This is a genomic window from Streptomyces sp. NPDC093085 (genome assembly GCF_040683935.1).
Taxonomy (GTDB): Bacteria; Actinomycetota; Actinomycetes; order Streptomycetales; family Streptomycetaceae; genus Streptomyces.
Map to the genome: position 1 here is coordinate 878869 of NZ_JBFBFB010000002.1, position 26797 is coordinate 905665.

A 26797-nucleotide genomic window follows, 5' to 3' on the forward strand; every position below is an offset into this window, starting at 1 on the left:
CCTCAACCCCCGCTCCTCCGCGCTCAGAAGTCGTCGGCGTCGGTCTCCCCGTCCTCGTATGTCCAGCCGAGGACCACCTGTCCCTCCTCTTCCGGTTCGCCGCCGGCGCGGTGGTATGTGGCGAGGGCGGCGGTGTTGTCCTTGTCCGTGATCGTCCACATGCCCTCGCAGTCACGCTCCCGGGCCAGTTCCCCGAGCGCCGTCACCAGGCCCCGGCCGACGCCGCGCCTGCGGAAGGCCTCGTCCACCCCCAGTTCGTAGAGGAACATCTCGGTCCCCTTGTCCGGGTGCGTCATCTCGACCCCGGTGACCATGCCCGCCGGGGCACCGGCCACGTACGCGATCAGCAGGTGATGGCGTTCATCGGCCAGAAAGCGCGCGGTCGCCTCGTCCTCCGGCCAACTGTCGAACAGGTGGCCGGCCGCAGTGACGTCCTCCGCCTGGGTGATACGACGAATCTCCATACGGGGATAGTGGCAGGCTCCGCCGTTCGGGGCGCCGCTTTCCCCGTCCCGTATCGGGGAGTTCGCTGTCGCGTTCACCACTCCCGGCGCGCGGTCTCGCGCAGCAGGGGTTCCGCCGGTTCCGGGCGGCATCCCGTCGGCGGGGGCCCGGGGCGCCGGTGGCGGGCCCCGGCACGGGCGCCCCGGAGCGGCCGGGGAACGCGGTCCCCGCCCCGGGCGTTCACCAAGAAATCTCCGAAGGGTTGAGCATCCCGGCGCCCGTTCGCGTACCTCCTGTCGAACCGGCGATGCGGGACAGACCAGATCGATCGGTGGAGTGACCAAGTGCCGGACGGAACACGGGAGCTGGGCATGACCGAACCGCAGGGGACCGCACGGATCGTGGAGCGCCGGACCATCGGGCGCAGAACGGTGGTCGCCGCCGCGGGCGCCGTGGGGCTGGGCGCGGCCCTGGTCGCCTGCGGGGGTTCGGACGACTCGGCGGCGGACGCCGCGGGCACCGGCTCCGAGCAGCCCGCCGCCACCGGCGGCGGCACGGCCGGCGCGGGCGGCGAGGGCGCGGGCTCGGGGAACGTCCTCGCGGAGACCACCGACATCCCCGAAGGCGGCGGCAAGGTCTTCGCGGACCAGGGCGTGGTCGTCACCCAGCCGACGGCGGGTGAGTACAAGGCGTTCTCGTCCAAGTGCACCCACACCGGGTGCGCGGTGAAGGACATCGTGGACGGGGTCATCCACTGCCCCTGCCACGGCAGCAAGTTCAGCGCGGCCGACGGCAGTGTGCAGGCGGGCCCGGCGACCACGCCGCTCCCTGCGGCCTCGATCAAGGTCTCCGGGACCTCGATCACCCTCGCCTGACCGCACCACGGGCGGTGACCGCGCCACGGGCGGGGTGACACACCCGGGTGTGCCGGGGGGACCTGACGACTCCGGTCCCCGGCGCGCCACCGCCCCCACAGACGACGGCTGACGGACCTCACTTTTCGTCGGCAGCGGGTGAGGCCCGTCAGCCGTCAACCTCCGCACCGCCGGGCCCGCCCGCGCCGCTCACCCCGGCCGCCGCCCGGCGCAGCGCCCCGACCGCCGCCCGGATCGACGGGCGGCGGTCGGCGTCCGTCCGCCACACCGCCGAGACATGACGGCGCATCGCGTTCCGTACGGGCACCACGGCCACCCCCTCGGGCAGCACCCCCCGCCCCAGCCGGGGCGCGACACAGACCCCGAGCCCCGCGGCGATCAGCGCGAGCTGGGTGTGCCCCTCCCCCGCCAGATGCCCGATCCTCGGCTCGACCCCCGTGCCCCGCAGGGTGAACATCAGCCAGTCGTGGCAGAACTCGCCCTCCGGCCAGGAGACCCACTCGTCCGTCGCGAAGTCCGCCAGGTCCACCTCGGTCCGGTCCGCGAGCGGATGGCCCACCGGCATCGCCACATCGGCGGCGTCGTCGAGCAGATGCGCGGTCGCGAGGCCGCCGGGCACCGGCATCCGCTTGTTGCTCCAGTCCAGAATGACCGCGAGATCGAGATCGCCCCTGACCACTCCGCGCACCCCCGCCTCCGGCTCCAGCTCCCGCGAGTGCACGCGGAGTTCGGGGTGCTCCTCGTGGAGCGAGCGGAGCGCCGCCGGGAAGAGCCCGCGGGCCGCCGTGGGGAACGCGGAGATCCGGACCTCGCCGACCACCCGGCCGCGCTGCGCCTCGATGTCCGACTGGGCGACCTCGACCTGCGAGAGGATCCGCGCGGCGTGGTCGGCGAGCAGCCGCCCCGCGTCGGTGAGACGGACGCCCCGGCCGTTCCTGGCGAGCAGCCGCTGGCCCACCTCGCGCTCCAGCTTGGCCATCTGCTGGGAGACGGCGGAGGTGGTCACATGCAGCCCGTCGGCGGCGGCGCTCACCGAGCCGTGCCGGGCCAGGGCGTCCAGGGTCCGCAGGCGCTCCAAATTCAACATGTAAGCAATACTAATGAAAGGGGTGGACAAAGTCTCGCTTGTTCTACGAGGTCCACCGCGCCATCGTGGATGCCATGACCACGGCCATCCCGCCCCGGCGTCCCGCGCCCGACACAGCCGGCACCCTCCCCGACGCCCCTGCCGCCCCTGCCGCCTCAGGCGCCCCGGGGATCCCCGAGACCTCCGTCTCCGCGCCGCCCGCGCCGCCCGCGCCGCCTGCCCCGGCCCCGGCCCGGCGCGCCCTGGACTGGCGCGTCCGGTTCGCCGTGCTCTCGCTCATCTGGGGTTTCAGCTTTCTGCTGATCAAGGTCGGCACACACGGCTTCGCCCCCTTCCAGGTCACCTTCGGCCGGCTCCTCTTCGGCACGGCGGTGCTCGCCGCCGCCCTGGTGGTCAAGCGCGACCGGCTGCCCCGGGGGGTCCGTACCTGGGGCCATCTCGCGGTCGCCGCGTTCCTCCTCAACGCGCTGCCGTTCTCGCTCTTCGCCTACGCCGAGCTGACCATCCCGTCCACCCTCGCCGGGATCTGCAACGCCACCTCCCCGCTCTGGGGCATGGCGCTCTCCATGGTCGCGCTCTCCGAGGACCGGCCCACCCGCCGCCGGGTCGCCGGGCTCGGCCTCGGCTTCCTGGGCGTGCTCACCGTGCTGGGCGCCTGGCAGGGCTTCGGCGGGCTGGACCCGGCCGGGACGTCGATGGCCCTGCTCGCCTCGCTCTGCTACCCGATCGGCTGGATCTACGTACGCCGCACCCTGGCCGGCGGCGACAGCTCGCACCTCGCCCTGACGGGCGCGCAGCTCTTCCTCGGTACGGTGCAACTCGCCCTGGTGACACCGGTGTTCACCACCCTGCCCGCCTCCTTCCCGGTGCTGCCGCTGCTCTCCGTGGTGGTGCTGGGCGCGCTGGGGACCGGGCTGGCGATCCTGTTGCAGTACGGGATCGTCGCGGAGGCCGGGCCGACCACCGCGCAGATGGTCACGTACTTCATCCCGGTCATCGCGACCGCCGCCGGGGTCACCCTGCTCGGGGAGCCGCTGAGCTGGAACACCCCGGTCGGCGCCGCGATCGTCCTGGCGGGCGCCGCCCTGGCGCAGAGCCGGGGCGGCCGGCGCGGAAACCGGGACCGTACCCCCGGCGGGAGCAAGGCCCCGGCCCAGGACCCCGCCCCCGTACGTCAGCCGTAGGCGCGGGCGGGCGCCGGGCCCGCCGCCATGGCCACCGCGTCCGCGAGCGGCCCCAGGTCATCGGCCGTGACGCCCGACACCGTCAGCCGTATGCCCGGGGGCGCCGCGGTACGGAAGCGGGCGCCCGGCGCCACCGCCCATCCGGCGCCCAGCAGCCGGGCCACCGCACCGGTCTCGTCGGCCACCGGCACCCAGACGTTCATCCCGCTCCGCCCGTACGCCGCCACGCCCCGCTCGGCGAGCGCCGCGACCAGCCCGTCCCTGCGCTCCCCGTACGAGCGCGCCACCGCGGGTACGTCCACCGCGCCCGAGCTCCACAGATGGACGACGGCCCGCTGGAGCAGCCGGCTCACCCAGCCGGGGCCGAGCTGCTGGCGCCCGCCGACCCGGTCGACGGTGAGCGTGTCCCCGGTGAGGACGGCGACCCGCAGGTCGGGGCCGTACGCCTTGGCGGTGGACCGTACGAACGCCCAGTGGTCCGTCGTCCCGGCCAGCGGGGTCAGCGGCAGGTCGACGATGGCGTGGCCGTGGTCGTCCTCGACGAGCACCACCTCGGGGCGGTCCGCGAGAAGTCCGCGGAGTGCGGCGGCGCGCCCGGGGCTCACCGACGCGCCGGTCGGGTTCTGGGCCCGGCAGGTGATCACGACCGCGCGGACCCCCTCGCGCAGCGCCCGGTCGAGCGCGCCGGGCAGCGGCCCCTCGTCGTCCAGCGCCATGGGCACCAGCCGCAGCCCGAGCGCCGGGACGAGGTCGAGCAGGCTCCCCCACCCCGGATCCTCCACGGCGACCGCGTCACCGGGGCGCAGATGCGCGGCGAGTACGCGTTCGATGGCGTCCAGCGATCCCGAGGCGACGGCGAGCGGCCCCGGTGCCACCCCGTCCGCGTCGAGCGCGGCACGGGCGAGCCGGGCGAACTCCGGGTCGACCGGGTCCTGTCCGTAGAGCCCCGGATGGCGGGCGTGGTGGCGCGCGGCGGCGGCGAGCGCCCCGTCCAGCGCGGGCAGCAGCGCCGTATCGGGGTTGCCCTCCGAGATGTCCCGCACCCCCGGCGGGGCGTCCACCCGGAGCGAGCCGCGCGGGGTGGACGCCGGGCGTGGCCGCACCCGGCTGCCCCGGCGCCCTGCGGTCTCGATCACGCCCCGGTCGCGCAGGGCGCGGTAGGCGGCGGCGACGGTATTGGGATTCACCCCGAGATCCGCCGCCAACTCCCGCATGGGCGGCAGCGATTGGCCCGGGGCCAGCTCCCCGGAGGCGATCCCTCGCTCCACGCTGGCGGAAATTTCGGCGGCGCCCCGCCCCACAATCCGATACTCTCCTAGCACAAAGAAGATTATGCACTAGTGCAATGGAGGACGCAAGTGTCCCAGCCGACGGAAACCACGAACCCCGCCGCCGACTCCCCCACCGCCGCGCCCGCCGGCACCGCGGCCCCCTCCGCCACGCCCACCGACATCACCGGCCCCGACGCCACGCCCCCCGCCTACCCCGCCACGCCCCGCACCGTCCCGACCCGCCACCGGGAGCGGGCCGCTTACGACCGCGCGTCGGTGCACGCGATCCTGGACGAGGCGTTCCTCTGCCATCTCGGCTTCGTCCGCGACGGCGCCCCGGTCGTCCTGCCCACGCTCTACGCACGGGTGGGCGAGCGGCTGTACGTGCACGGGTCGACCGGTTCCCGCCCGGTGCGCATGGGGGCGTCGGATCCCGGTCTCGCCGTCTGCCTGACCGTCACCCATGTCGACGCCCTGATCCTGGCCCGCTCCGCCTTCCACCACTCGCTGAACTACCGCTCCGTGGTGGTCCACGGCACCGCCCACCGGGTCACGGAGGCGGAGGAGGTGCGTACCGCGCTCGACGCGATCGTGGACCAGGCCGTCCCCGGCCGCTCCGCCGACTCCCGCCCCGCCAACGCCCGCGAGCTGGCCGCCACCGCCGTGCTCCGGCTGGATCTGGCCGAGGTCTCCGCCAAGGTCCGTACGGGCGGGCCCGCCGACGACCCCGAGGACGCCGGCCTGCCGTACTGGACGGGCACCGTTCCGCTGGTACGCGGCTACGGCGCCCCCGTACCGGCCGACGACCTCGACCCGTCCGTCGCGCTTCCGGACTACCTCTCGGCGCTCTGAGCCACGCTCCCGGGTGCCCCGGCGGGCCGGGCCCGGCGCCGTACGGACGCGCCCCGCGTCTCCGCGACCGCGAGCCCCACCACGGCCGCGAGCAGCAGCGCCGTGCCCAGCACGGTGGTCGCGGTCAGCCGCTCGCCGAGCAGCGCGACCGCGATCACCGCCGCGCTCACCGGCTCCAGCAGCATGATCACGGAGACGGTCGCCGCACGCACCACCGCGGCCCCGGCGAAGTAGAGGGCGTAAGCGAGCGCGGTCGGTACGGCGGCCACGTAGACCAGCAGCCAGACCACCCGGGCGGGTTCCGAGGTGACCGGAAGCAGCCCCTCCGTCGCGGCGAACGGCAGCAGCAGGACGGCGCCGACGGCGAAGGCCCAGGCGGTGGTGGCGGTCGGGTCGGCCCCGCCGCCGTCCCGACCCAGCCACCGGGTGAGCAGGGTGATCCCGGCGTATCCGGCGGCGGAGAGCAGGGCGTATCCGATCCCGGCCGGGCGTACGGTGGCCGCCTCGCCGCCGAGCACCAGCACCCCGAGCCCGGCGAGCGCGCCGGTCACCGCGGCGAGCCCGCCCGCGCCCAGCCGCTCGCCCAGGAGGAGCCGGGCGCCGAGCGCGATGAGGACGGGTCCCGCGCCGAGCGTCACGACCGTACCGACGGCGAGCCCGGTGGCCCCGACGGCGGCGAAGTAGGCGCTCTGGAAGACGGTGAGCCCGACACCGGTACCGAGAATCCGCACCACCCTGCGGCGGCGCGGTTCCCCGGGCGCCGGCGCCCTGCGCCGGCGCAGGGCGAGCGCGCCGAGCAGCAGCGCGAGGCCGCCGACGCAGCGCCAGAAGGAGAGGGCGAGGAAGCCGAGGTCGCTGACCCGGTAGAGGAGCGAGGCGGCGGCGCCCGCGGTCCCCCAGGCGATCCCGGCGACGATCAGGAAGAGGAGACTCCGCCCGGTGGAGGGCCCGGAGGCGGGCAGGGCGGCGCTGGACAGCGAGGTGGACACAGGGGTGGACGTAGGGGTGGCATTCGACACGGATGGACTCCGACGGAAGAACGGGCGGTGGTCGCTGGTCTCCGCGCGCGGGCAGCGACGGACCGCCCGGGGAGGGAGCGGCGCCCGCTGGGGTGCCGGTCCGGCCGGGTCCGGTCTTCGTCGGAAGGAGGGGCCGCCCGCGCTTAAGCGACGGGAGGCGGCAGAACGGTCGAGTGCATGACCGGCACCCTACGGGTTCGGCCGTACGGGGGACAACTCCACCGGATCCACCGGCTCACCCGCGGCCCCAGCCCCCGCTCCCGCCACCGCCGCCGCGCCGCCGGCGACCGGACCCGAGGGCGCCTTGGGGGTGGCGGACTGGGCGATGAACGCGCCGACGAGAACGACCGCACCGCCGAGGATCTGCGGTGCCGACAGGTGCTCCCGCAGCAGCACCCAGGCGAGCACGGTCGCTATGACCGCCTCCAGGCAGGCCACCACGCCCGCGATCTGCGGGGAGAGCTTGCGTACGGAGATCACCCCGGTGACGTACGCGAGCACGGTGGCGATCAGCACGATCCACGCCAGCAGCAGCCAGGCCGCGACCTGGGCGCCGCCGACCTCGACCGGGCCGCCGAGGACCCCGTAATCCAGGGTCCAGGGGCGGGCGACGGCGGTCAGGACCAGGGCACCGACGAGCAGCCCGTACGCGATGACCCCGAGCGGGTCGGGGGCGTCGGCCCCGTCGCCGCCCTGGTCGGCCAGGAGGAAGTAGGCGACCTGACAGCACGCGGCGCCGAGGGCGAGGAGGATCCCGAGCGGGTCGAAACCGAGCCCGGCCCAGATCTCCACCACACAGGCGAGCCCGCCCACGGCGAGGACGACCCCGACGGCGGCGGCGCGGGAGACCGGGCGGCGCTGGACGAAGCGGACCCAGAGCAGCACCAGCGCGGGGGCGAGGTACTCGACGAGCAGCGCGACCCCGACGGGGATCCGGGAGAGCGCGGCGAAATAGCACGCCTGCACCCCCGCGACGGCGAAGAGCCCGAACCCGGCGAGCAGCGCCGGCCTGCGCCGCACCAGCGCACGGTGGCGCCAGGCCACCGGCACCATGACGAGGGCGGCGCCCGCGACCCGGAGCCAGACCACATGGAGCGGGTCGAGCCCCGCCTCGATCAGCGGCTTGGCCGCGACCCCCGACCCCCCGAACGCGACGGCCGACCCCAGGGCCAGGGCGAGACCGGCGTTCCGCTGCTGTGACGCGTGCATGGCGCCATCATGACAGTTACCGTCAGGAGCGTCACGCCCGTGACACCTGTCGAGACGGCGCGGGCCCGGGCCTCACTGCCGCCCGGCGACCCGGGCCAGCCGGCGCTCCAGCGTCGCTGCGTCGGTCCCGGCCCGTTCCAGCACCTCGACGGCGCGGCAGCCGGGGTCGGCGATGAGCGCGGCCAGCAGATCGAGCCCGCCGACACGCTGCTCACCCCGGTGGGCGGCCCGCTCCAGGGCGCAGGCCAGGGCGGCGAGCGCCTGCGTGGACCAGCCGCTGACCGTACGGTCGTCCACGGCGTCCCGTGGTACGGGGGCGCCGCCGGTACCGGCGTCCTCCGCGGTGGCCTGCCAGCGCAGCCCGTAGCCGATGGAGCGCTGGACGAGATAGCCCAGCACCCTGACGACCTTCTGGTCGCCGCCGAAGACGTCCCGCACGCTGGGGTCGGTCTCCAGCAGGGAGTGCAGCAGATGCGCGGTGTCGACCTGGCTGTCCCCGCCGCGCAGCGCCCGTCGGCGCGCGCCCGAGACGACCGTCACCAGCTCCGCGGTGAGCCCGGACCCGACGGCGGCGCGGACCGGCGTGATGCCGGTGGGCTGCGGGGCGGCCGTTACCGGCACCAGAGGCGAAGGGTTCTGCACGTTCCCACCCCATCAGCCTCAGAGGCGCGGGTCCATCCCCGCGCGGGAGCATCTTCTCGTCCGACGGAAGGTGGGTACGCGTGGACGGGCCCTCCTCCTTGGGGATGAGATTTCCCCCATCTCCCCTGATTCTCCCACCCGGAGCCCGGCACCCGTATCCACCCGCGCGGGAGGCCCCGCGGCCGGGGCCGCGGGGCCTCCGCCCCTGCTCCGTCGCCCACCGGGCGGTCAGCCCTTGCCGTCGGTGACGTCGTCGTCGGCAAGGATCAGATAGAGCTTCTTGCGCGACTCGTTGATGACCGCGAGGGCCTTGGCCCGCTGGTCGGGGGTGCCGGTCTTCCAGACCTGGCCGAAGGCTTCCATCAGCCCGAACCCGGCCTGCCGTATCTCGTTCATCGACTCCCAGTCGATGCCGCGACCGGCCTCCTCCCAGGGCGCTTCGGGCCCCGAATCGGCCTCGGCGACGCCCGCCTCGGTGAGGGTGAACAGCTTCTTGCCGCCCTCGCTCTCGCTGACGATCAGCCCCTCGTCCTCCAGCAGTTGAAGGGTCGGGTAGACCGAGCCCGGGCTGGGCCGCCAGGCCCCGCCGCTGCGCTCGCCGATCTCCTGGATCATCTCGTAGCCGTGCATCGGCCGGTCCTTGAGCAGCGCGAGGATCGAGGCGCGCACATCACCGCGCCGCGCCCGCCCCCGCCCGGGCCCGCCACCGCGTCCCCGGCCGCCTCCGCCGAAGGGCCCTCCAGGCCCCCCGAACGGCGGCCCGAACGGCCCGAAGGCCCCCCGCAGCCGCTCGAACTCGCCCCACCCGGCCCGCCCGGGGCCACCGAAGCGACCGGGGCCGTGCTCGTGGTCGTGCTCATGACCGTGTCCGTGTCCATGTCCGTGTGAACGCATGATCGCGCTCCTTTCGTCGTCGAAGTATCGCGATCGAGTATCGCACCATCGTCGATCAGTCGCGATGCCTCAACGATATATCGGAAACAGTCGCCTGGCAAACCCCTCGCTCCGGCCGTTGCTGACCTGTGACTGAGATCTTGGGCCGATTGCCACCGAAGCTGGACCAAGGGCACTTTGTGTCAGCGAAGCGGGGCCGCTGCTTTGTCTGTGACATCGAAGATGGGCCGATGGCCGCTGCTCGGGGATGCGGAACACCGTGTGTCATGTGACAGCGGACCCTTGGGGAGCCTTCTGATTACGGGGCGCGGAATGTCGATGAGAGCGGACAACTCTCCCGGGCGGCTGGGGTTTTGGGTAGGGCGGCTGCCCGGCTTCTGACTGGAGGAGTCGGTCTTGGCTCTTGGGGGGGGTGCGTTCAGGGTTGTCCGGTCGCCTGTCGACAGGCGTGTGCGTAGTCCCGTACCAGGGGACGGTGGTCGTCGGCACGCCAGGCGAGCGCAAGTTGGCTGGGCGAGATACCACGCACCGGGCGGGTGACGACGCCGCCCAGGGCGATCAGTGGTGCGTTCCCGCTGGCCAGCAGGCAGACGCCGCGTCCGTCCACGAGCGCTTCGTACGTCTCGTCAGTGCTGGCGATCTCAGCCCCGATGCGCGGCGGCCTGCCACCGCGGGCGTCCAGCGCGAGCCAGTACTCCCGCAGCACCCCGGCGCTCTCCGGTAACGCGAGGAAGGGCTCGTCCAGCAGGTCGGCGAAGTCGACGGCTTCGCGAGCGGCCAGCGGATGCTCCTGGGACAGGGCGACCAGGCGCGGTTCCTCGGCCACCACCACCCAGGTGTAGCGGTCGGGGTCAGGCAGGGGCAGCCAGACGAAGGCGAGGTCGCTGGAGGCATCCGAGAGGCCCGCGGTCGAGTCCTCCCAGGTGATCTGGCGCAGTTTCACCGTGGCGTCGGGGTGTGCGTCGGTGAACCGGGATCTGATCGCCGGCAGCAGACCGCCGCGGCCCGGGCTGGTGCTCATCCCCACGAGGAGAGTCGTCCGCTGCCTGGCTTTGGTGACCTCGACCGCCTCCCGCGCGGCGTCCCAGGCGGCGAGCACCTGGCAGGCGTGGGGCAGCAGTGCGGCACCCACCGATGTGAGCCGGACACCCTTCCGGTCGCGCTCGAACAGCGGCGCGCCGAGCTGCCGTTCCAGCATCCGGATCTGTTTGCTCAGCGCGGGCTGCGAGACGAACAGCCGCTCGGCCGCACGGGTGAAGTGCAGTTCCTCCGCCACGGCGGCGAAATACCGAAGATCTCTGCCATGCACATCCATAACCATTGGTTATCACAGCGGGTCTTGGACGGGCGAACGATGCCCCGGCAGGGTTGAACCAGAAAGGTTCGCAGCACTTTCCGGGAAGGGGGATGTTCGATGAGCAAGGTATGGCTGGTGACCGGGGCGAGCAGCGGCTTCGGCCGGGCGATCACCGAGGCGGCGGTCGCCGCCGGGGACGTGGTCGTGGCAACCGCGCGCCGCGTCGACGCGCTGGCCGGCCTGGTCGCCGCGCATCCCGACCAGGTTGAGGCGCTGCCGCTCGACGTCACCGACACCGCAGGGATCGAGGTCACCGTGCGGGATGTGGTGGACCGTCACGGCAGGGTCGATGTACTGGTCAACAACGCTGGACGCAGTCATGTCGGCGCGGCGGAGGAGACCACCGACGCCGAACTGCGGTCTCTGTTCGACCTACACTTCTTCGGACCGGCCGCACTGGTCCGGTCCGTGCTCCCGCACATGCGCGCCCGACGCAGCGGTGCGATCGTCCAGATGAGCAGCATGGGCGGCCAGATGTCCTTCGCCGGGTTCTCCGCCTACAGCGCCACCAAGTTCGCTCTGGAAGGATTCTCGGAGGCGCTGGCCGACGAGGTGCGCCTGCTCGGCATCAAGGTGCTGATCGTCGAGCCCGGCGCCTTCCGTACCAGCCTGATGGGCAACATCAGCGCCAGTGAGGAGATCGCCGACTACGCCGAAACGGTCGGTCCCACCCGGCGGATGACCCAGACCGCCGACGGCGATGAACCAGGCGACCCAGCCAAGGCCGCGGCGGCGATCCTGGCCGCCCTGGACGCCGAGCAGACCCCGCTGCACCTGCCCCTGGGCAGCGACGCGGTCGACGCGGTCCTCGCCCATCTCGACGCCGTCCGCTCCGACGTCAACACCTGGGAGAAGACCGCTCGCGATACCGCCTACCCGCGATAAGGGCAGCGGGACCGGCAGACGCGTTATCCCACGGCCCGCGGGCCGTTGCGGTGCGGGCAACCACGTATGTTGACGGCTTGGCTATTTGTGCGGCTTCGGCTTTTCGGGCCAGCCACGGGCCAGCCGGTAGCACTTCATGGAGCACCAGCGTCGATCTTGGCCGTCGAAGGGCTTCTCGCAGTGCTTGCAGATCCGTCGTTTGAAGTAGGCGGCCGGGTCGTAGCCGCGGGATGCGCGTGAGCGGCATCGGCGGCTGCACCAGCGGCGGTGGGGGTCGGATGGGGATTTCGCTGCGATCGGGGTTCCGCAGAACGCGCATGTCCTTGAAGGCAGGGGAAGCCCGTGCTGTTCGATAAGCCAGTTCCAGCGAGAGACCAGTCTGTTGCTTTTCTCCGAGCAAGTGGCGTGCTCGGAGGTCTGGGCGGTTGGCGGTAAGGGGCCCTCGCAAGCATCGCAGACGGTGGGTTTGTTCTGCCTGGTGGTGTCGCTGCGGCGAAGTTGACGCTCGATGTAGGCCACTCGGCGACAGGCGGAAGAGCAGAGCCGGTGGCGTTGGCCGAACTGGATCTTCATGGGTTGTTGGCAGATCCGGCAGGGCTCGGTGATCTTGCGTTTGAGGGATGGACGGGCTCGGCATCGGGCTGAGCAGTAGCGGGGTAGGTGGCCGAACGTGCGGTCGAGCAGGAAGACGGAGCCGCATTCCTTGCACTTTGTGGTGTCGAGGATCCTCCGCAGTTGTTCGGCGTCGCGGCCGGTGAGGGCAGCGAGCCGTTCCCAGGACGGGTTGCCTCGATATCCGGGCGGTCCGGCGAGGAAACGCCGCAGGCAGGAGGGTGGGAGGCAGTTGGCTTGAGCGAGTCGCGCGATGAAGGGGTAGCAACCTTCCCCTGCGATCGGCCGGATCTGGAGCGGGAGTTCGGCGATCGGCTCGCCGTGCGTGCCGGGCTGTGTCACGTGCTGGCATCCGTGTCCGGGCTGCCGGGCCGCTTACGGCGGGAGGCGATGTCCAGGTCGACGGCCAGCAGGCCGGCTTTGGTGATCTTCTCGGTGCCGGTGAGGATGGCGTCGACGGCGGCTCCGCGGAGCTGGTGGGACAGCGAGCCGATCATGCCGCTGGTGCGGGTATGGAGGACGCGGTCCAGCCGGGACAAGGTGCCGCGTTTGTGCTGGTGCAGCAGGAGGTTGGCCTCCATCTGTGCGACCAATGCTTTCCATTCCGCGTTGTAGGGGAACGGGTTGGTGGCCACCGAGGTGAAGCGGGCGGCGATCTGGTCGCCGCGGGTGCCGGTGGGCAGGCTGCTGTCCTCGATGTCGATGCCCGCGTAGGCGAAGGTCGCCGGGATGCGCTCGGGATCACTTCGGCCAGCGTCTCCTCGTCCTCCGCCACTTCTTGCGGGGAAGGTTTGTCATCCGGCTCTGGCTCGGGTGGCGGCGGTGCTGCCGATGGCGCGGTGGCCTTGGTCCGCGCCGCGACGCGGCGGTCGCCCTTGGCAGCCTTGGCCTTGCGGCCCTTCTTCGGCGCCGACTGGTCGGGACCGGCATGAGCGCGGGTCAGCAGATCGGCGACGGCTTGTGCGAGTTCCTCTTCCGTCGCTTTGGGCAGCTGGTGGCTGACGTGGTCCCAGGCCAGGTCGCCGAACGGAACCGGGGACCGATTCGGGTACTTCCAGGTCGCTTGGATCCAGTTCCCGGCGCCGCGATGGTCACGGACCCGGACGCGAGAGACGTCGTAGGGATCACGGTGGACCTCCCAGAGCCCACGCTTGGCACGGACACCGGAATCACGCCGTCGCCTCGGCCCGATTTCAGGGCTGTCGTAGGTACGGTTGTTGATCCGGATGCCATAGGCGTTGACGGCCCGCCAGGCAGCCGGCAGCAGTTCGGTCCGATTCGCTTGCGATCTCAGGTGACCTGGTCCGCTGACGTCAGTAGTTGTCCCGCCTCACGGAGCTTCGACCGGTGGCTCGCCTTCCCTCTCGCGCGGCCAGCCGGGCGGCGCACAGGCTGAGGTGGTGCCGCTCCGGGAGGCTGGCGGTGCGGCGGGCGGCGGTGCGGTAGTCGGTGATGGCGGCCTCCCTTTCTCCGGCGAGTTCACGCAGATGGGCGCGGACCGCGTAGAGCCGGTGGTGGCCGGCGAGCGTGGGCGGTGGGTCGGCGAGCAGGGCGAGGCCGGCGGCGGGGCCGTTCACCATGGCGGTGGCGACCGCCTGGTTCAGGGTGATCAGTGGGCTGTCGGAGATGCGGGCGAGCACCCCGTACAGAGCGAGGATCTGGGGCCAGTCCGTGTCGGCGGCGGTGGGCGCCTCGTCGTGGACGGCCGCGATCGCCGCCTGCACCTGGTACGGCCCGACCCGGCCGCGCGGCAGGGCGGCGGTGACCAGCGCGACACCCTCGGCGATCGCGGCGGTGTCCCAGCGGCTGCGGTCCTGCTCGGCGAGCGGGACGAGTTCGCCGTCCGGGCCGGTGCGGGCCGGCCCGCGTGCCTCGGTGAGCAGCATCAGCGCGAGCAGTCCGTCCACTTCGGCGTTGTCCGGCAGCAGTGCGTGGACGGCCCGGGTGAGGCGGATCGCCTCGTGGGAGAGTTCGACGCGCCGCAACCGGGGGCCGGTGGTGCTGGCGTAGCCCTCGTTGAAGATCAGGTAGAGGACGTGCAGGACCGCGTCCAGCCGGGCCGGCCACTCGGCGTCGTCCGGCATCCGGAACGGGACTCCGGATTTCTTGATCCGCTGCTTGGCCCGGCTGATCCGCTGGCCCATGGTCGCCTCGGGGACGAGGAAGGCGCGGGCGATCTCGCCGGTGGTCAGGCCGCCCACCGAGCGAAGGGTGAGCGCGATCGCCGAGGCCGGCGACAGCACGGGGTGGCAGCACAGGAACAGCAGCGTGAGGGTGTCGTCGTGCGCGCCTTCGTCCCCCGCGTCGGCGCCCGGGGCGGACCGCAGGTGGACCGGGATCTGCCCGGCCACCAGCTCCTCACGCCGACGGCGGGCCTGCTCGCCGCGGACCTGCTCGGTCATCCGGCGACCGGCGACCCGAACCAGCCAGCCGCGCGGGTTGCGCGGCACGCCCTCGGTGGGCCACTGTGCGGCGGCGTCCAGCAGGGCCTCCTGGACGGCGTCCTCGGCGGCGGCGAAGTCCCCCCAGCGGCGGGTCAGGACGCCGACGACCTGCGGCGCGAGCGTGCGCAGCAGGTCCTCGACGGCCGGTTCGAAGGTCGTCACAGGGCGATGTTCACAGGTCGGCGGGCGGGGCCGCCATGACCTGGCGCACCTCGATCGGCATGTTGAGCGGCCGCCCGCCCGGGCCGGGAGCGGCGGAGACGGCGGCGGCAATCTCGATCGCCCGCTGCTCGGTGTCGCAGTCCACGATCCACCAGCCGGCCACCCACTCCTTGGCCTCCGGGAACGGGCCCTCGGTGACGACCGGCGCGCCGCCACTGTGGGAGCGCACGATCCGGGCGGTCTCCGGCATGGCCAGGCCCTGGGCATCGACCAGCTCACCGGCGGCGGTGAGGCCGGCATTGGTCTGCTTCATGAACTGGATGTGGGCCTGGATCTCCTCAGGCTTCCACTCGCCGAGCTGGGGGAAGTCGACGCTCTGCTCGCTGAACTGCATCAGCAGCATGTACTTCATGGTCCTGCTCCTCGTTCGTCGTGCCGCCCCGGGCGGGGCTCTCACGGGTAGGTAGAAACACGCCCGGCGTTTTCGACATCCTCGGCCGGAATCCGAGAAAAACTCAGCGGCCACGCCAAGAGGAACGAGCCCGCGGCGGCCCCGCGACCGACTACCGCCACGGGCATCCGCTTTCCTCGGACCGGATCACCGGGGATTCCCTGCCCCTGCGCCTCCGCGTCTCACCTGATCTGGTCGCTCCAGGTCCGAGCCGATTCCGCGGACCGGATCCGCTGCGACGGGACAGCACGGGGCCGGGCGGTTCGGAGGATCGGTTCACGGTGACCGGGTCCCTCTGAACCGGGTCACGGTGACCGGTCACGGTGACCCGGTTCAGAGGGACCGGTGGAAGTCGAGGATCAGTTGGCGGGACGCGATGGCTCCCCGCGCGGGGTCGGGGTCGCCCAGGCCGTTCTCCGCGTAGATCTCCAGGACCAGGGTCGCGTCGGTCCCACGCCAGTGGTTCGCCGCCAGCTCCTGCCACGGCACCGACCCGCCGCCGAGCCGGAAGTGGTTGTCCGCGCCGAGGTTGTTGTCGTGCACGTGCCAGTGCGCGACGGCGGGCAGAAGCGGTTCCAGGGCCTCGATGCCGCCCTCCATGGCCGCGTGACCGATGTCCGCGGTGGCGGCCAGCGAGGGCGACCCAGTGCGTTCGATGAGCTCGGCCAGGGGGCCGCAGCCGCCCGACAGGTCGGTCGGCAGGCTCGGCGGGGTGTTCTCCAGAGTCACCTGTACCCCACGCTCCGCGCCGTAGGCGGCGAGTCCGGCGAGCGGTCCGGCGAGCACGCGGTGCCGTTCCCGCTTCTCCGCCGGGGTCCTGCGCGCGGGCTCGCCTTCGAGGTGGAAGACGACGGGTCCGGCTCCGACGGTGGCCGCGTACTCCAGCACCTCACGGGCGAGCCGGTACGAGGCGGCGCGGCGGTCCGGGTCGTCGGCCGCCAGCACCAGGGTCGGTGCCGTCGGCGCGTGGATCGAGAGGGACAGCGCCCCGGCCGCCGGCCCCACCGCTTCGGTGGCGGAGCCGGCCGTCAACTGCCGACGGAGGCGCAGCGGATCGAGAAGGGCGATTTCCAGCGCGGGAAATCCGTTGGCCACGGCGAATTCGGCGCATTCACCGAAGGACGCGTCGGGGAGCGACCACGTGGACATCGCCAGTCGAGGAGTGCTCATGCTCACTTGGTGCCGATGAGCGGGGTGACGGTCTTCGCGGCGTCGTCCAGAGCCTGTCGCGCGCTCTTCTTCTGGTTCATCGCGTACTGGAGTTCCTTGGTGATGGTCTCGCTGATCTCGACACTGCGGGAGCCGGGGTACGTCGTCCACTGCTCGAGCCGGGGGATCTCCGCGATGGCGGGCCGGCGCAGCGGCTGGCCGGCCAGGAAGCCGCTCAGATACTTCGAGGAGTCGCGTGCCTCCTTGTTGATCGGCAGGTAGCCGGTGGCCTTGGTGAGGATCGTGGACGCCTGCGGCGTGGCGAACTTGGCGAGGGCCTTGGCGGCGAGTTTCTGCTTCTGGGCGTCCTTGGTGAGCACGATGAGTGCGGCTCCGCCGGCGGCGACCTTCGTGGGACTGCCGGTCTCGGTCGGGAAGGTGGTGGTGCGCACATCGAAGTTGACCTTGCTGGTCACGCTCGCGGCGAAGGCGCTGGATCCGACCCACATGCCGAGCTTGCCCTGGGTGAAGGCGGTCTGGTCGTCGGGGTTCGGCGTCGATGTGAGGGGCGGGAAGCTCCCGGACCTGGCCAGGTCGACCCAGTACTGGAGCGCCTTCACCCCTGCCGGGTCGTTGAAGGCGACCTTGCCGGAGCCGGTCAGCATGGTGCCGCCCGCGCTGTTCACCTGGGACTGGAAGACCCACTGGTCCTGGTCCCACTGGTAGACGATGCCGTGCCGTCCCGCGGCCTTGTCGGTCAGGGCCTTCGCCGCCTTCGCGACCTCGGCCCATGTCGTGGGCGGCTTGGCGGGGTCGAGTCCCGCCTTGGTGAACAGGTCGGCGTTGTAGTACAGCATCGGGGCGCTCAGCGCGAAGGGTACGGCGTACTGCTTGCCCTTGACCTTCGCGAGGTTCATCGCGGCCGGGTCGATGCCGGAGAGGTCGATGTGCTCCGCGTCCAGCAGCGTGTCCAGTGGCTGGGCGATGCCCTGCTCGACGAAGTTCGGCACCCGGTTGATGGGCACGAGGGCGATCTCGGGGCCGGAGCCGGTGGAGGCGTCCGCCTGCACGCGCTGGGTGAGGTCGTTGTAACTGCTCCCGACCACCTCGGCCTTGAGCTTCGGCCCCTGGGGGCTCCAGGTGCCGGCCTGGGCGACGATGTCGCTGATGGGCGCCTTGAAGACGTCGGGCATGGTGTATTCCACGGTGACGGTGTCGACGTCACCGGAGGCGCCCGGGGCCGAGGCACCGGAGCACGCGGTGAGCGCGAGCAGCGCGACACCCGTGCCGATGGCGAGCGGGAGCATCCCGCGCCGCTTGCGGCGGGCGAGAGCGGTGGAGAGCGTGGTCATGATGTTCCGGTCTTTCCTTCGTACGGGGCAATCGGGCGGGTCAAGCGGGTGGGTCAAGCGGGTGGGTCAAGCGGCCGGAAACGGCCGAGAAGGGCGCGAACGGGATCGTTATCGCTCGGTCTGGAGCGCGATTCCGGTGATGAAACGGCGCTGGAAGAAGAGGAAGAAGACGATGAGCGGGGCGATGGCGAAGAGTGCCGCCGCCATCTGCAAGCCGTATTGCGTGCCGGATTCGTTGCTCGCGAACATGGCGATCCCGAACGGCACCGTGGCCACGCTGTCCCCGCGGAGGGTGAAGAACGGCCAGAAGAAGTCGTTCCAGTGCGCACTCACGCTGAAGACGCTGAAAGAGATGACCGCGGGGCGTGACATCGGAAGCACCATGTGCCAGATGATGCGAGCCGTCCCCGCGCCGTCCAGGCGGGCGGCCTCGATGACCGACTCCGGCAGTTGCAGAAAGAACTGCCGGAACAGGTAGACGCCGAACGCGGAGCCGAGGAAGGGCAGGATCAGACCGCCGAGCGTGTTCAGGAGCCCGGCCGAGGAGAGCATCAGATAGACGGGGATCGCGCTGACCTGCGTCGGCACCAGGATGCAGAGCAGCACGATCCAGAACACGCCGCGCGAGCCCCGGAACTTCATCCGGGCCAGCGCGTACCCGGCCGGGATCGACGTGACGAGCTGGCCGATGAGGATCCCCCCGGCGACCAGCAGGCTGTTGGCGTAGTACCGCAGCAGCGGCAACTGCCGCCATACGGAGACGAAGTTCTCGACCGTGAACTGGTGGGGCAGGAGGCCGCCCGCGTTGATGTCCTGCTCGGTGCGGAGCGCCGTGAGGACCACCCAGACGAACGGGAAACCGATGAACACGCCGCCGACGGCGAGCAGGACGTGCACCCACCAGTCGCGCGCACGCCGCCGCCCGCGCTGCGGACGCGCGGCCGGCACGCGACGCGCGTCCGGAACACCCTGGGCCGGGGCGCGAGACGTGGTCGGCTCGCGGTGTGTGGTCGGGTCGCGGTGTGTGGTCGTCATCGGGCGCCCTCCTTCTCCAACTGGCGGAAACTCCGCACCTGCCAGACCGTGATCAGCGCGACGAGGAGCAGCAGCGCGACCGCGAGCACGGCCGCTCCCCCCACGTCCAGGTAGGAGACGCCCCTGCTCCAGAGCAGGAAGGTGAGCGTCTTGGTGGCATCGCCGGGCCCGCCGCCGGTGAGGACCTGGATCTGGTCGAACGCCCGCAGCGCCGTCGTGGTGCTGGTGATGACGGCGAACGTCGTCGAGGGCCCGATCGCGGGCCAGATGATGTGCCGGAACCGCTGCCACGCGTTCGCGCCGTCGAGGGTCGCGGCCTCGATCGCGTCGTTCGGCACCGCGGTCAGACCGGCCAGGAACAGCACGGTGTTGAATCCGCTCTGCTGCCACACCCCGACCACGGCCAGCGCGGGCAGCGCGAGGGAGTAGTCGTTGAGCCAGTCGGAGGTGCCGGTCAGCGCCCCGACGGTGTGGTCGAAGAGACCGTCGGGGGCGAAGATCCACTTCCAGGCGACCGCCATGGCCACGAGCGTCGCCGCGGTGGGGAGGAAGTAGACGGTACGCCAGAACGACTTGCCCCGCCGGATCCTGCGGATGCCGAGGGCGCTCAGCAGCCCGACGGCGAGCGCGGGCGGGACCGTCAGCACGGTGTACAGCACCGTGTTCCGCACCCCCGTGAGCAGTTCACCGTTGCTCACCTCCGCCCGCAGGTTCTGGAGTCCGGTGAAGGAGGCCGTGCGGCCGATGAGGTCGATGTTGAACAGGGCCAGTACGGGCGTGAGCAGCGCCGGCACGAACACGAAGACGGCGAGGAACGCCAGCGCGGGCGTCAGCAGCACGGCGGGTACGGCGGAGCGACGGCGCGCGGCGCGGTCACGGGGGAACTGCCGGCCACGAGGGGCCTGCCGGAGACGAGGGGAGCCGGTGGTGGTGGCCATGGTCAGACCTGGTTCGTGGTCGTGGTGCGCTGGAGCAGATCGAGGGCGGCGGCCGAACGTTCCGGGTTGCTCACCGCGACGGCCGTGCAGAGGGCGTCCACGACGCAGAGGTGCGCGAGCCGGCTCGCGGCGGCCTCCGCCCGGTACGGAAGGTTGCGCCCGCCGGCCGGCAGCAGGTTGTCGACCAGCTTGCTGAGCGGCGTACGGCGGTACGAGCTCACCGCCACCCCGGTCGCCCCCGCCGCCTGCGCCGCCGCGACGCACTGAAGGATGACGGTGGTCGCCCCGGTGTGGCTGACGGCGAAGCAGACGTCGTCGGGACCGAGCCGGCCGGCCTCGAAGAGCTGGGTGAAGCCGTCGACCGGGGCGTCGACCCGCAGCCCGATGGAGCGGAACTGGTGCGCCGCGTCCTGGGCGATCGCCGAGGACGCCCCGATGCCGAGCACCAGGACCCGGTCGGCTGCCGAGAGGGCGCGTACGGCGGCGTCGAAGGCGTCGAGCGCCTCGTCGTCCATGCCCGTCGCGACATCGGTGATGAGCGCCGCCGTCTCCCCGACGGTCTTCTGGATGATCTCCTGGCTGGAGTCGCCGGGCCGCACATGCCCCCGGGCCAGTTGGAGCGGGCTCGACGTACGCCGCGCGAGGATGAGCTTCAGCTCACCGAACCCCTTCAGGCCCAACTGCTGGCAGAGGCGCACCACGGTCGACTCCGAGCTGGACACCCGGGCCGCCAGCTCCGTGATGCTCTCCAGCGGGATCCGGTCGGGCTGCTCGACGATGACCAGCAGGACCTTGCGCTCACTCGGTCGCAGAGCGGGCAGGAGGAGTCGGGCCTCGGCGAGGAATCGGTCGGGATCGATCACCGGTTCGCGCGGTGGCGGGTCGTCGTTCATGCGCTCGATGCTCGGCGGCGAGAGTGACACGCAGCCGAACGCGCACACCGCTCCTGGTGAATATTTCCAGAGGAGCCGGAGTCCTGGAATTTCTCTCCCGGACCGCCTCTCCCCGGTACGCCCGCCGCGCCGGAGAGGATGGCCCCCATGAATACGACACCACCGACACCACCGACACCACCGATGCCACCGATGCCACCGATGCCAACGGCGCCGTCGGCCCAGGAGCTGGTCGAAGCGGGCTGGCGGAAGGTACGCGCCGACGGCCGGGTCCGTCCCGAGCTGCTCGACGCCGCCCGCGCCGAGCCCCGCCTGCGGCAGTTGTTCCCCTGGACCGGAATGGGAGAACTGCACTTCAGCCGCTGTACGGAGCAGCCGTGGACCTGGGACATCCCCTATATCGGGCCGGCGGCGGACGGCGGCTACCAGGTCTCCGGCCCCCTGCGCGGCGAGACCGTCGGCCCGGCCGCCACCGCGCGGGAGGCCGTCGCCATGGTGGCCGAGCGCCTCCCCGCCGGCTCCGGCCCCGCGTTCCCCGGCACCCGGGAAGAACTGGCCAAGGTGCGCAAGCGCCCCTTCCTTGTGCTGCACGACTACGGGATGGGCGGCGTGTGGTGGCGGATCCGGGCGCGTTCCGAGCGGGAGATCCTCGAAACGTACGCCTGGGTCGAGGTCGTCACCGACCCGGAGATCGTGGCCCGGTTCCAGGACGAGGAGCTGACGGACGTCGACATCGACATTCCCCGGCCCCATCCCGGGCTGGACGATCTGCGGGCCGAACGTGACGCGCAGCGCGGGCGCGAGGGGTTCGGCGCCCTCGCGGGCCGGGATGTCGTGTATCTGCGGCGCCCCTGGGACGAGGAGGACGAGGAACCGTTCGACTACCTGATGGAGGTGGGACCCGACGGCCGCCGGACCCGCCAGGTCGAACTCGCCGACGACGGAACGGGGATACGCAGCGGCCCCGACGACTGGCCGCTCAACCCGCCGATCGTGGATCTCTTCGACCCCGCTCTCCAAACCCAGGAGATCGGCCGGAGCGAGTTCGAGGAACACTGGGCGGCGGCTCGCCCGGCGGATACGGATACGGATGCAGGTGCGGATGCGGATGCAGGTGCGGATGCGGGTACGGGTACCGCTGCCGCCGGAAATGGCCATGCCGATACGGGGCGGAGTTCATAGGCTCCGTCCATGACCGACGAGGACGACCAGGCAGTACGGGCGGCACGGGCGATACGGGCGGCCACCGAGGGGGAGTTGCGGCTCCTCGATCCTGAGGTGCGTGCCTCTCCGGCCCTCGTCTCCGAGCTCCTGGACCCGGAGTTCACCGAGATCGGGGCGTCCGGCCGCTGGTGGGACGCGGCGTCGATCCTCACGGTCACGAGCGCGGAATCGGTGTCCCCGCACTCGCCGGTCCAGGTCAGCGAGGTGTCGGGGACCGTGCCGGCCCCGGGGATCGTCCATCTCACGTACTTCGCCGACAACCAGGGGCGCCGGACCTGGCGGAGTTCCCTGTGGCGCCTGACGGAGACGGGCTGGCGCCTCTACTTCCACCAGGGCACCCTGGCCGGTACCCCGGCGTCCGGGACCGGGGACGAGAACAAGGACGGCGGTGGCCGAAGGCAGGCCCCCGGGCGGCGATGATGCCCGTATGTCCGCCCACTCCCGCGCCCACTCCCACTCCCGCGCCCGGTCCTTCGACACGGCCGCCACGCGGTACGCGGCGAGCCGCCCCGGCTACCCGCCCGCGCTCTTCGGCTCCGTCGAGGAGTTCACCGGCCGCCCTCTGGCGGGTGCCCGGGTCGCCGATGTCGGGGCGGGGACCGGCATCGCCAGTGCGCTGCTGCGGGCGCGCGGGGCCGAGGTGGTCGGCGTCGAGCCCGGCGAGGCCATGGCCGCCGCGTTCCGCCGGGCGCTCCCGGAGGTGCCGGTCGTACGGGGCGACGGCAACGCCCTGCCGCTCGCCGGGGCCTCCGTCGACCTCGTCACGTACGCGCAGTCCTGGCAGTGGACCGACCCCGGCCGCTCCGTCCCGGAGGCGCTGCGCGTCCTGCGGGCGGGCGGGGCGCTGGCGATCTGGTGGAACACCACGGCCTTCGACGTGCCGTGGATCCGCGAGCAGCACGAGCGCGCCGCACGCCACTGCGGGGTGGAGCCACGCTCCCCGGTGCGCCCCTCGGACAGCGAGGCCGTCCGGCTCGCGGGGCTGACCGGGCTCCGGGCCGCCCGCCGCCAACTGCGCTGGAGCCGCACCGTCCCGCTGGACACGCACCTCGCCAACCTGGGCACCCGCTCGGCCTTCCTCATCCTCGAAGAGCCCGCCCGCCACGCGTTCTTCGTGGCGGAACGCGCGCGGCTCGGCGCGCTCTTCCCCGGCGGGGAGGTCGAGGAGACCTACGTGGCCGACCTCCTCATGGCGCTCCGCCCCTGAGAAGCTGTTTGCGATCCCCGGTTCTGACCGCTCTTGCGTTCTCGCCGGCATGGTGTCCAAGGTCACCGGACGGGCCGGAGAACGGCACGAACACAGCCCGTTTCCGTTCCCGCCGCCCGGACCTACGGACTGTGCGATGGCAGCTCCGGGCGGCGGGCCGGGATCAGGCCCTATCTGTCGTCAAACCCTGTCGTCGGCGATCAGCATCACATCTGATCGTCGCGCGCGATCAGCAGAGATCGCCCGCGCCTGACGGGTTGATGAGTGCGACCATGCTGGAGCCGTTCTGAACGGTACAGATGGGGGGCGGCGTGAATACGGCGATGATCTGAGGGTTGTCGTCTGCGGCGGCAGTGCCGCCGACGGCAACGCTGAGAGAAGCCGCGGCAAGGGCGGTAGCGACGAGGATGCTGCGCAGGCGCATAGCTGTCCTTCCTGATAGTGCTTAAGCGACACCCCTATTGACGTCGCAAGCACTCTGCAACGTCATGATTCATTCTTTGGTGGGCGCGCCTGGCGCAGCTGGGAGTCGCGACACAAGATGCCCTGGGGGCGTGTATCGCAGCTTCCCGGGGAGAGGTCGACGATTGCGTCGATACCGCAGGGAACTACGGCATCCCCCGCAAGGTGGCGCTTCCCATCTGCCGACTGGCACCATCGCCTGTTCCACAGCAGGAGCGCCGAGGCCGCAGGGGCGCAGCCCGCGTGATCAGGCTGCCGGTCTTCCCGGAATCCGCTACCGGTCTCGTGCCCATCGAGCCAGCCTCAGTTGTTCCCGTTCGGGGAACGGTCACCGTGACCGTTCCCCGAACGCTTTCCCAAAGCACCCATTTCGGACTGACACCCTTTGACCTGCTGAAAAATGGTTCAGAAACAAGTACTGAGCCCTGGGGCGGAGGCCCCTCACCCGGACGCGGACGACGGCGGTTCGGCGACGCCGACGAAGTGCCCTGCCGTGGTGCGGATACGGGCCGACCACCCCAGCGCCGTCAGCTCACCTGTCAGGGTCCTGGCGTCGTGGAAGACCTTCACGACGCGGTACCGGCTGCCGTCGTCGAGCCGGCGCAGCGCCGCCGGGGCCGGCTGGTCCGTGAGGAGTTCCTCGTCCGCCGCCACGGCGGGACCGTCGTCGACGAAGACGGCCCTGCCGCCCGGCACGAGCGCGCCGGCGACCCTGCGCCAGAAGTCCGGCAGCCGGGCCGGCGGGACATGGGAGAGCCAGAAGGCGAAGAACACCGTGTCGTAGCGGCGCGGCGGCTGCCACCGGAACAGGTCGGCCTGGAGGAAATGGACGGCGGCCGACGCGGGCGGCGGTACGGGGGCGGACGCCCCCGGTGGCACGGGCGACGACGGCCCGGGCGGCACAGCGGCAGGCACCCCGGGTGCCCCGCGCGCCCCCGAAGCCCCCGGCACCCCCGGCGCCCCGGGCGCCCCACCGGCCGACGCGACGCGCGCCCGCGCGATGTCCAGCACCTCGGCCGACGCGTCGACGGCCGTCACCGAACGCGCCCGCGCCGCGAGCCTCGGCGTCCACTGGCCCGTCCCGCAGGCCAGTTCCAGCACGTCCCCGGTGATCGGCAGGTCGTCGACGACGGTCAGCAGCTCCTGGAGGGCCGCCTGTTCCGCGTAGGGCCGGTCGTACGCCGCCGCCCCGGCGCGGTAGTAGGCCGCCTGTTCCGCCAACAACGCCTCGTCCGACAACGCCTCGTCGCTCATACGGGGTCCTCTCCTCGGGTGCCGTCAGGTACGCCGGGTCCCGCGCATCCCTAGCAGATACGTCGCTGTGAGCGCCACCGCACGGTCCTCGTCCCGTGCCAGCTCCGCCAGCGCCCCCGCCGCCACGGGGCCCGGAATGTCCGCGAGCGCCTGGGTCAGCCGTCGGCGCGCCGACGCGTCGACGGCGCCCCCGCTCCCCAGGCGCGCCACGAGCCCGGCCGCGATCCGGTCCGCCACCGCCGGATCGCCCGCCAGCGCGCTCAGCGCGTCGGCCGCCTCGACGTCATGCGCCCCGCCGACGACCAGGTCGACCAGTGCCGGTACCGCGCCGGGCACCCCGCGCACCCCGAGCGCCAGCGCCGCGTACCCCCGTACCACCGGGTCGGGACCGTCCAGAGCCTCCCGCAGCAGCGCGGTCGCCGCCGCGTCCGGAAACTCCGCGACGGCATGGACGGCCCGCTTCCGCGCCTCGGCCTCCGACGCGCCCAGCCCCTCGGCGAGCAGCGGCAGCGCGCGCTCGCCCGCCCGCGCCAGAGCCCATCTGAGGGCCCCGGCGACATGCGGGTCCCGCTCCCCCAACACCGCCTCCACCAGGGCCTCCACCGGTCCCGGCGCCCCCTCCGCCGCCGACAGGGCGGCGCGCTGGCGCGTCCCCGCGCTCTCCGACCCGAGCGCCCTGAGCAGCGCGACGGTCCGCAGGACATCCGACCAGTCGGCGGGTTCCGCCGCGTCGATCCGGCGCAGCCGCGTGAGCAGCTCCGTCTCCCGCGCGATACGCTCCCGCGTCTTCCGGGCGAGGTCGTCGACGAGCTCCGCCGGGCTGAACCCGGGATCGTCCAGCGCCCGCCCGACCTCCCGCAGCGACAGCCCCAGCGACCGCAGGGACTCGATATGGAGGATGCGCCGGATGTCCTCGCCCGCGTACTCCCGGTACCCGGCGCCGCTGCGGCCCGTCGGCCGTACCAGGCCGAGCGACTCGTAATGCCGGAGCATCCGGGCGCTCACCCCGGACCGCCGCGCCACCTCACCGATGAGCACGCCCCGTCATCCCTCCTCCCGGCCCGCCGCCGTACCGAGGACCGCGACCCGTTTCGCCTCCTCGACCGCCCACCCGAACCCGGCGTCCGGATCGCGCCGCAGCCGCTCGGTGGCGCTCGCATGGTCCCGTACGCGGGGATCGGGGGCCGCCGAGGCCGCGCGCAGGACCGGCGCGCTCGCCTCCCCCAGCGCGATCAGCGCCCGGCTGAGACTCAACGCCGTCTCACGCCCACCGCGCCCGAGCTGCGTCGCCAGCACCCGGGCCAGCTCCGCTCTCCCGCCTCCGCCGTCCTCCGCATCGTCCGGTACGGGCTCATCCTCCGGTACGAGAACGACCGCCGCCCGCCAGGCGCTCCGCGCCACCTCCTCGTCGGCGTCGGTCAGCAGCGCCCGCGTCAGCGCGGGCCACGCGCTCCGGTCCCCGATCTTGGACAGGGTGTGCAGCGCCTGGCTCCGCGCCCGCGCCCCCTCCGAACGGAGTTCCCCGACAAGCCTCGGAACCGTCACCGACGGCGCGTGCCGGGTGAGCGCCCACGTCAGCATCTCGCGTACGGAGAAATCCGGCTCGGCCCCGCACCGCGCGACCAGCGCGTCGACATATCCCGGATCCGGAGCCGTACCGACCGCCAGCGCCGCCCGCAGCCGTACCGTCGCGCTCCCGTGCTCCAGTCCCTGAACCACCCGCGCCATGTCCGCGCGCATCGCACTCACGCCCACCGGGCTCACGCCCATCGCGCCCATCGCGCCCGCGCCCACCGGACTCGCGCCCGTCGATTCCGCGCCGTCCTGCTCCGAAGTCACCAGGACCACCTCCTCGGCCCCACTGAAGTCCTTGCCACCGTGTCAAGGTCAACCAC

Annotated in this window: 27 protein-coding genes and 2 pseudogenes; 7 read left to right on the plus strand and 22 right to left on the minus strand. The window is 72.3% G+C overall.

What is annotated here, in order from left to right; translation table 11 throughout:
* Positions 1-23: 23 nt before the first annotated feature.
* Complete coding sequence (locus AB0O07_RS10540) at positions 24-464, minus strand: GNAT family N-acetyltransferase (protein ID WP_365630106.1); 441 nt, start codon at positions 462-464, stop codon at positions 24-26.
* A gap of 351 nt (positions 465-815) precedes the next feature.
* Between AB0O07_RS10540 and AB0O07_RS10545 the strand changes: the two genes are divergently transcribed.
* Positions 816-1319, plus strand: a complete 504-nt coding sequence (locus AB0O07_RS10545) for a Rieske (2Fe-2S) protein (protein WP_365630109.1) — start codon at positions 816-818, stop codon at positions 1317-1319.
* A gap of 148 nt (positions 1320-1467) precedes the next feature.
* On the opposite strand, the gene AB0O07_RS10550 is transcribed toward AB0O07_RS10545, so the two are convergent.
* Positions 1468-2406 carry a LysR family transcriptional regulator gene (locus tag AB0O07_RS10550; RefSeq protein ID WP_365630112.1) on the minus strand — a complete coding sequence of 313 codons (939 nt, stop codon included), beginning with the start codon at positions 2404-2406 and terminating at the stop codon, positions 1468-1470.
* A gap of 74 nt (positions 2407-2480) precedes the next feature.
* On the opposite strand from AB0O07_RS10550, the gene AB0O07_RS10555 reads away from it, so the two are divergent.
* Positions 2481-3590, plus strand: a complete 1110-nt coding sequence (locus AB0O07_RS10555) for a DMT family transporter (RefSeq protein ID WP_365630114.1) — start codon at positions 2481-2483, stop codon at positions 3588-3590.
* Here AB0O07_RS10555 and AB0O07_RS10560 read toward each other — a convergent pair.
* Positions 3581-4912: an aminotransferase class I/II-fold pyridoxal phosphate-dependent enzyme gene (locus AB0O07_RS10560; RefSeq protein WP_365630117.1), complete on the minus strand. Its 1332-nt coding sequence runs from the start codon at positions 4910-4912 to the stop codon at positions 3581-3583. The two genes, AB0O07_RS10555 and AB0O07_RS10560, sit on opposite strands and share 10 nt — an antisense overlap.
* A 129-nt stretch (positions 4913-5041) precedes the next feature.
* Here AB0O07_RS10560 and AB0O07_RS10565 point away from each other — a divergent pair, with 129 nt between their 5' ends.
* On the plus strand, positions 5042-5713 hold the full coding sequence (locus tag AB0O07_RS10565) for a pyridoxamine 5'-phosphate oxidase family protein (protein WP_365630383.1): 672 nt from the start codon (positions 5042-5044) through the stop codon (positions 5711-5713).
* Here the strand turns inward: AB0O07_RS10565 and AB0O07_RS10570 are convergent.
* From AB0O07_RS10570 to AB0O07_RS10590, 5 genes are all read right to left on the minus strand, one after another.
* A complete protein-coding gene (locus AB0O07_RS10570; RefSeq protein WP_365630121.1) occupies positions 5695-6702 on the minus strand; it encodes an EamA family transporter in 1008 nt (335 codons plus the stop codon). The genes AB0O07_RS10565 and AB0O07_RS10570 overlap by 19 nt on opposite strands.
* Before the next feature lie 219 nt (positions 6703-6921).
* Positions 6922-7941: an EamA family transporter gene (locus tag AB0O07_RS10575; protein WP_365630124.1), complete on the minus strand. Its 1020-nt coding sequence runs from the start codon at positions 7939-7941 to the stop codon at positions 6922-6924.
* 72 nt (positions 7942-8013) lie between these two features.
* On the minus strand, positions 8014-8529 hold the full coding sequence (locus AB0O07_RS10580; protein WP_365630386.1) for a Clp protease N-terminal domain-containing protein: 516 nt from the start codon (positions 8527-8529) through the stop codon (positions 8014-8016).
* A gap of 282 nt (positions 8530-8811) precedes the next feature.
* The gene (locus tag AB0O07_RS10585; protein ID WP_365630127.1) at positions 8812-9477 is read right to left on the minus strand and encodes a PadR family transcriptional regulator; all 666 of its coding nucleotides are present in this window, start codon (positions 9475-9477) and stop codon (positions 8812-8814) included.
* Between the two features lie 418 nt (positions 9478-9895).
* The gene (locus AB0O07_RS10590) at positions 9896-10798 is read right to left on the minus strand and encodes a LysR substrate-binding domain-containing protein (RefSeq protein ID WP_365630130.1); all 903 of its coding nucleotides are present in this window, start codon (positions 10796-10798) and stop codon (positions 9896-9898) included.
* 93 nt (positions 10799-10891) lie between these two features.
* On the opposite strand from AB0O07_RS10590, the gene AB0O07_RS10595 reads away from it, so the two are divergent.
* Positions 10892-11719, plus strand: a complete 828-nt coding sequence (locus tag AB0O07_RS10595; RefSeq protein ID WP_365630133.1) for an oxidoreductase — start codon at positions 10892-10894, stop codon at positions 11717-11719.
* Between the two features lie 81 nt (positions 11720-11800).
* On the opposite strand, the gene AB0O07_RS10600 is transcribed toward AB0O07_RS10595, so the two are convergent.
* From AB0O07_RS10600 to AB0O07_RS10645, 10 genes and pseudogenes are all read right to left on the minus strand, one after another.
* Entirely contained in the window at positions 11801-12673 is an 873-nt protein-coding gene (locus AB0O07_RS10600; protein ID WP_365630136.1) for a hypothetical protein, read from the minus strand.
* Positions 12670-13068, minus strand: a pseudogene (locus AB0O07_RS10605) (ATP/GTP-binding protein); the annotation flags it as partial. The gene AB0O07_RS10600 and the pseudogene AB0O07_RS10605, both read right to left, overlap by 4 nt.
* 356 nt (positions 13069-13424) lie before the next feature.
* Positions 13425-13625: pseudogene (locus AB0O07_RS10610) on the minus strand (Mu transposase C-terminal domain-containing protein); the annotation flags it as partial.
* A 19-nt stretch (positions 13626-13644) separates the two neighbouring features.
* Positions 13645-14937 (minus strand): DUF6596 domain-containing protein, encoded by a 1293-nt coding sequence (locus tag AB0O07_RS10615; RefSeq protein ID WP_365630139.1) that lies wholly within the window; start codon positions 14935-14937, stop codon positions 13645-13647.
* 10 nt (positions 14938-14947) lie between these two features.
* On the minus strand, positions 14948-15349 hold the full coding sequence (locus tag AB0O07_RS10620; RefSeq protein WP_365630142.1) for a YciI family protein: 402 nt from the start codon (positions 15347-15349) through the stop codon (positions 14948-14950).
* A 372-nt stretch (positions 15350-15721) separates the two neighbouring features.
* On the minus strand, positions 15722-16558 hold the full coding sequence (locus AB0O07_RS10625) for a sugar phosphate isomerase/epimerase (protein WP_365630145.1): 837 nt from the start codon (positions 16556-16558) through the stop codon (positions 15722-15724).
* Between the two features lie 2 nt (positions 16559-16560).
* A complete protein-coding gene (locus AB0O07_RS10630; protein ID WP_365630148.1) occupies positions 16561-17889 on the minus strand; it encodes an extracellular solute-binding protein in 1329 nt (442 codons plus the stop codon).
* 108 nt (positions 17890-17997) lie between these two features.
* On the minus strand, positions 17998-18924 hold the full coding sequence (locus AB0O07_RS10635) for a carbohydrate ABC transporter permease (RefSeq protein WP_365630151.1): 927 nt from the start codon (positions 18922-18924) through the stop codon (positions 17998-18000).
* Positions 18921-19862 (minus strand): sugar ABC transporter permease, encoded by a 942-nt coding sequence (locus AB0O07_RS10640; protein ID WP_365630154.1) that lies wholly within the window; start codon positions 19860-19862, stop codon positions 18921-18923. Before AB0O07_RS10640 ends, AB0O07_RS10635 begins: the two co-directional genes overlap by 4 nt.
* Positions 19863-19864: 2 nt before the next feature.
* Complete coding sequence (locus AB0O07_RS10645; RefSeq protein WP_365630157.1) at positions 19865-20755, minus strand: MurR/RpiR family transcriptional regulator; 891 nt, start codon at positions 20753-20755, stop codon at positions 19865-19867.
* Between the two features lie 192 nt (positions 20756-20947).
* Here AB0O07_RS10645 and AB0O07_RS10650 point away from each other — a divergent pair, with 192 nt between their 5' ends.
* From AB0O07_RS10650 to AB0O07_RS10660, 3 genes are read left to right on the plus strand one after another with little or no spacing between them, the layout of a single operon-like run.
* Positions 20948-21937 (plus strand): DUF6193 family natural product biosynthesis protein, encoded by a 990-nt coding sequence (locus AB0O07_RS10650; protein ID WP_365630159.1) that lies wholly within the window; start codon positions 20948-20950, stop codon positions 21935-21937.
* Between the two features lie 9 nt (positions 21938-21946).
* Positions 21947-22399, plus strand: coding sequence for a DUF4440 domain-containing protein (locus AB0O07_RS10655; protein ID WP_365630161.1), 453 nt, complete (start codon positions 21947-21949; stop codon positions 22397-22399).
* A 7-nt stretch (positions 22400-22406) separates the two neighbouring features.
* A complete protein-coding gene (locus AB0O07_RS10660) occupies positions 22407-23186 on the plus strand; it encodes a class I SAM-dependent methyltransferase (RefSeq protein WP_365630164.1) in 780 nt (259 codons plus the stop codon).
* Between the two features lie 229 nt (positions 23187-23415).
* Here AB0O07_RS10660 and AB0O07_RS10665 read toward each other — a convergent pair whose 3' ends face one another.
* The 4 genes from AB0O07_RS10665 to AB0O07_RS10680 all read right to left on the minus strand — a co-directional run bounded on the left by AB0O07_RS10665 (position 23416) and on the right by AB0O07_RS10680 (position 26642).
* Positions 23416-23610: a hypothetical protein gene (locus AB0O07_RS10665; protein ID WP_365630167.1), complete on the minus strand. Its 195-nt coding sequence runs from the start codon at positions 23608-23610 to the stop codon at positions 23416-23418.
* A 479-nt stretch (positions 23611-24089) separates the two neighbouring features.
* A complete protein-coding gene (locus tag AB0O07_RS10670; protein ID WP_365630169.1) occupies positions 24090-24902 on the minus strand; it encodes a class I SAM-dependent methyltransferase in 813 nt (270 codons plus the stop codon).
* A gap of 24 nt (positions 24903-24926) precedes the next feature.
* Entirely contained in the window at positions 24927-25940 is a 1014-nt protein-coding gene (locus AB0O07_RS10675; RefSeq protein WP_365630172.1) for a HEAT repeat domain-containing protein, read from the minus strand.
* Between the two features lie 6 nt (positions 25941-25946).
* Entirely contained in the window at positions 25947-26642 is a 696-nt protein-coding gene (locus AB0O07_RS10680; RefSeq protein ID WP_365630389.1) for a HEAT repeat domain-containing protein, read from the minus strand.
* Positions 26643-26797: the final 155 nt, after the last annotated feature.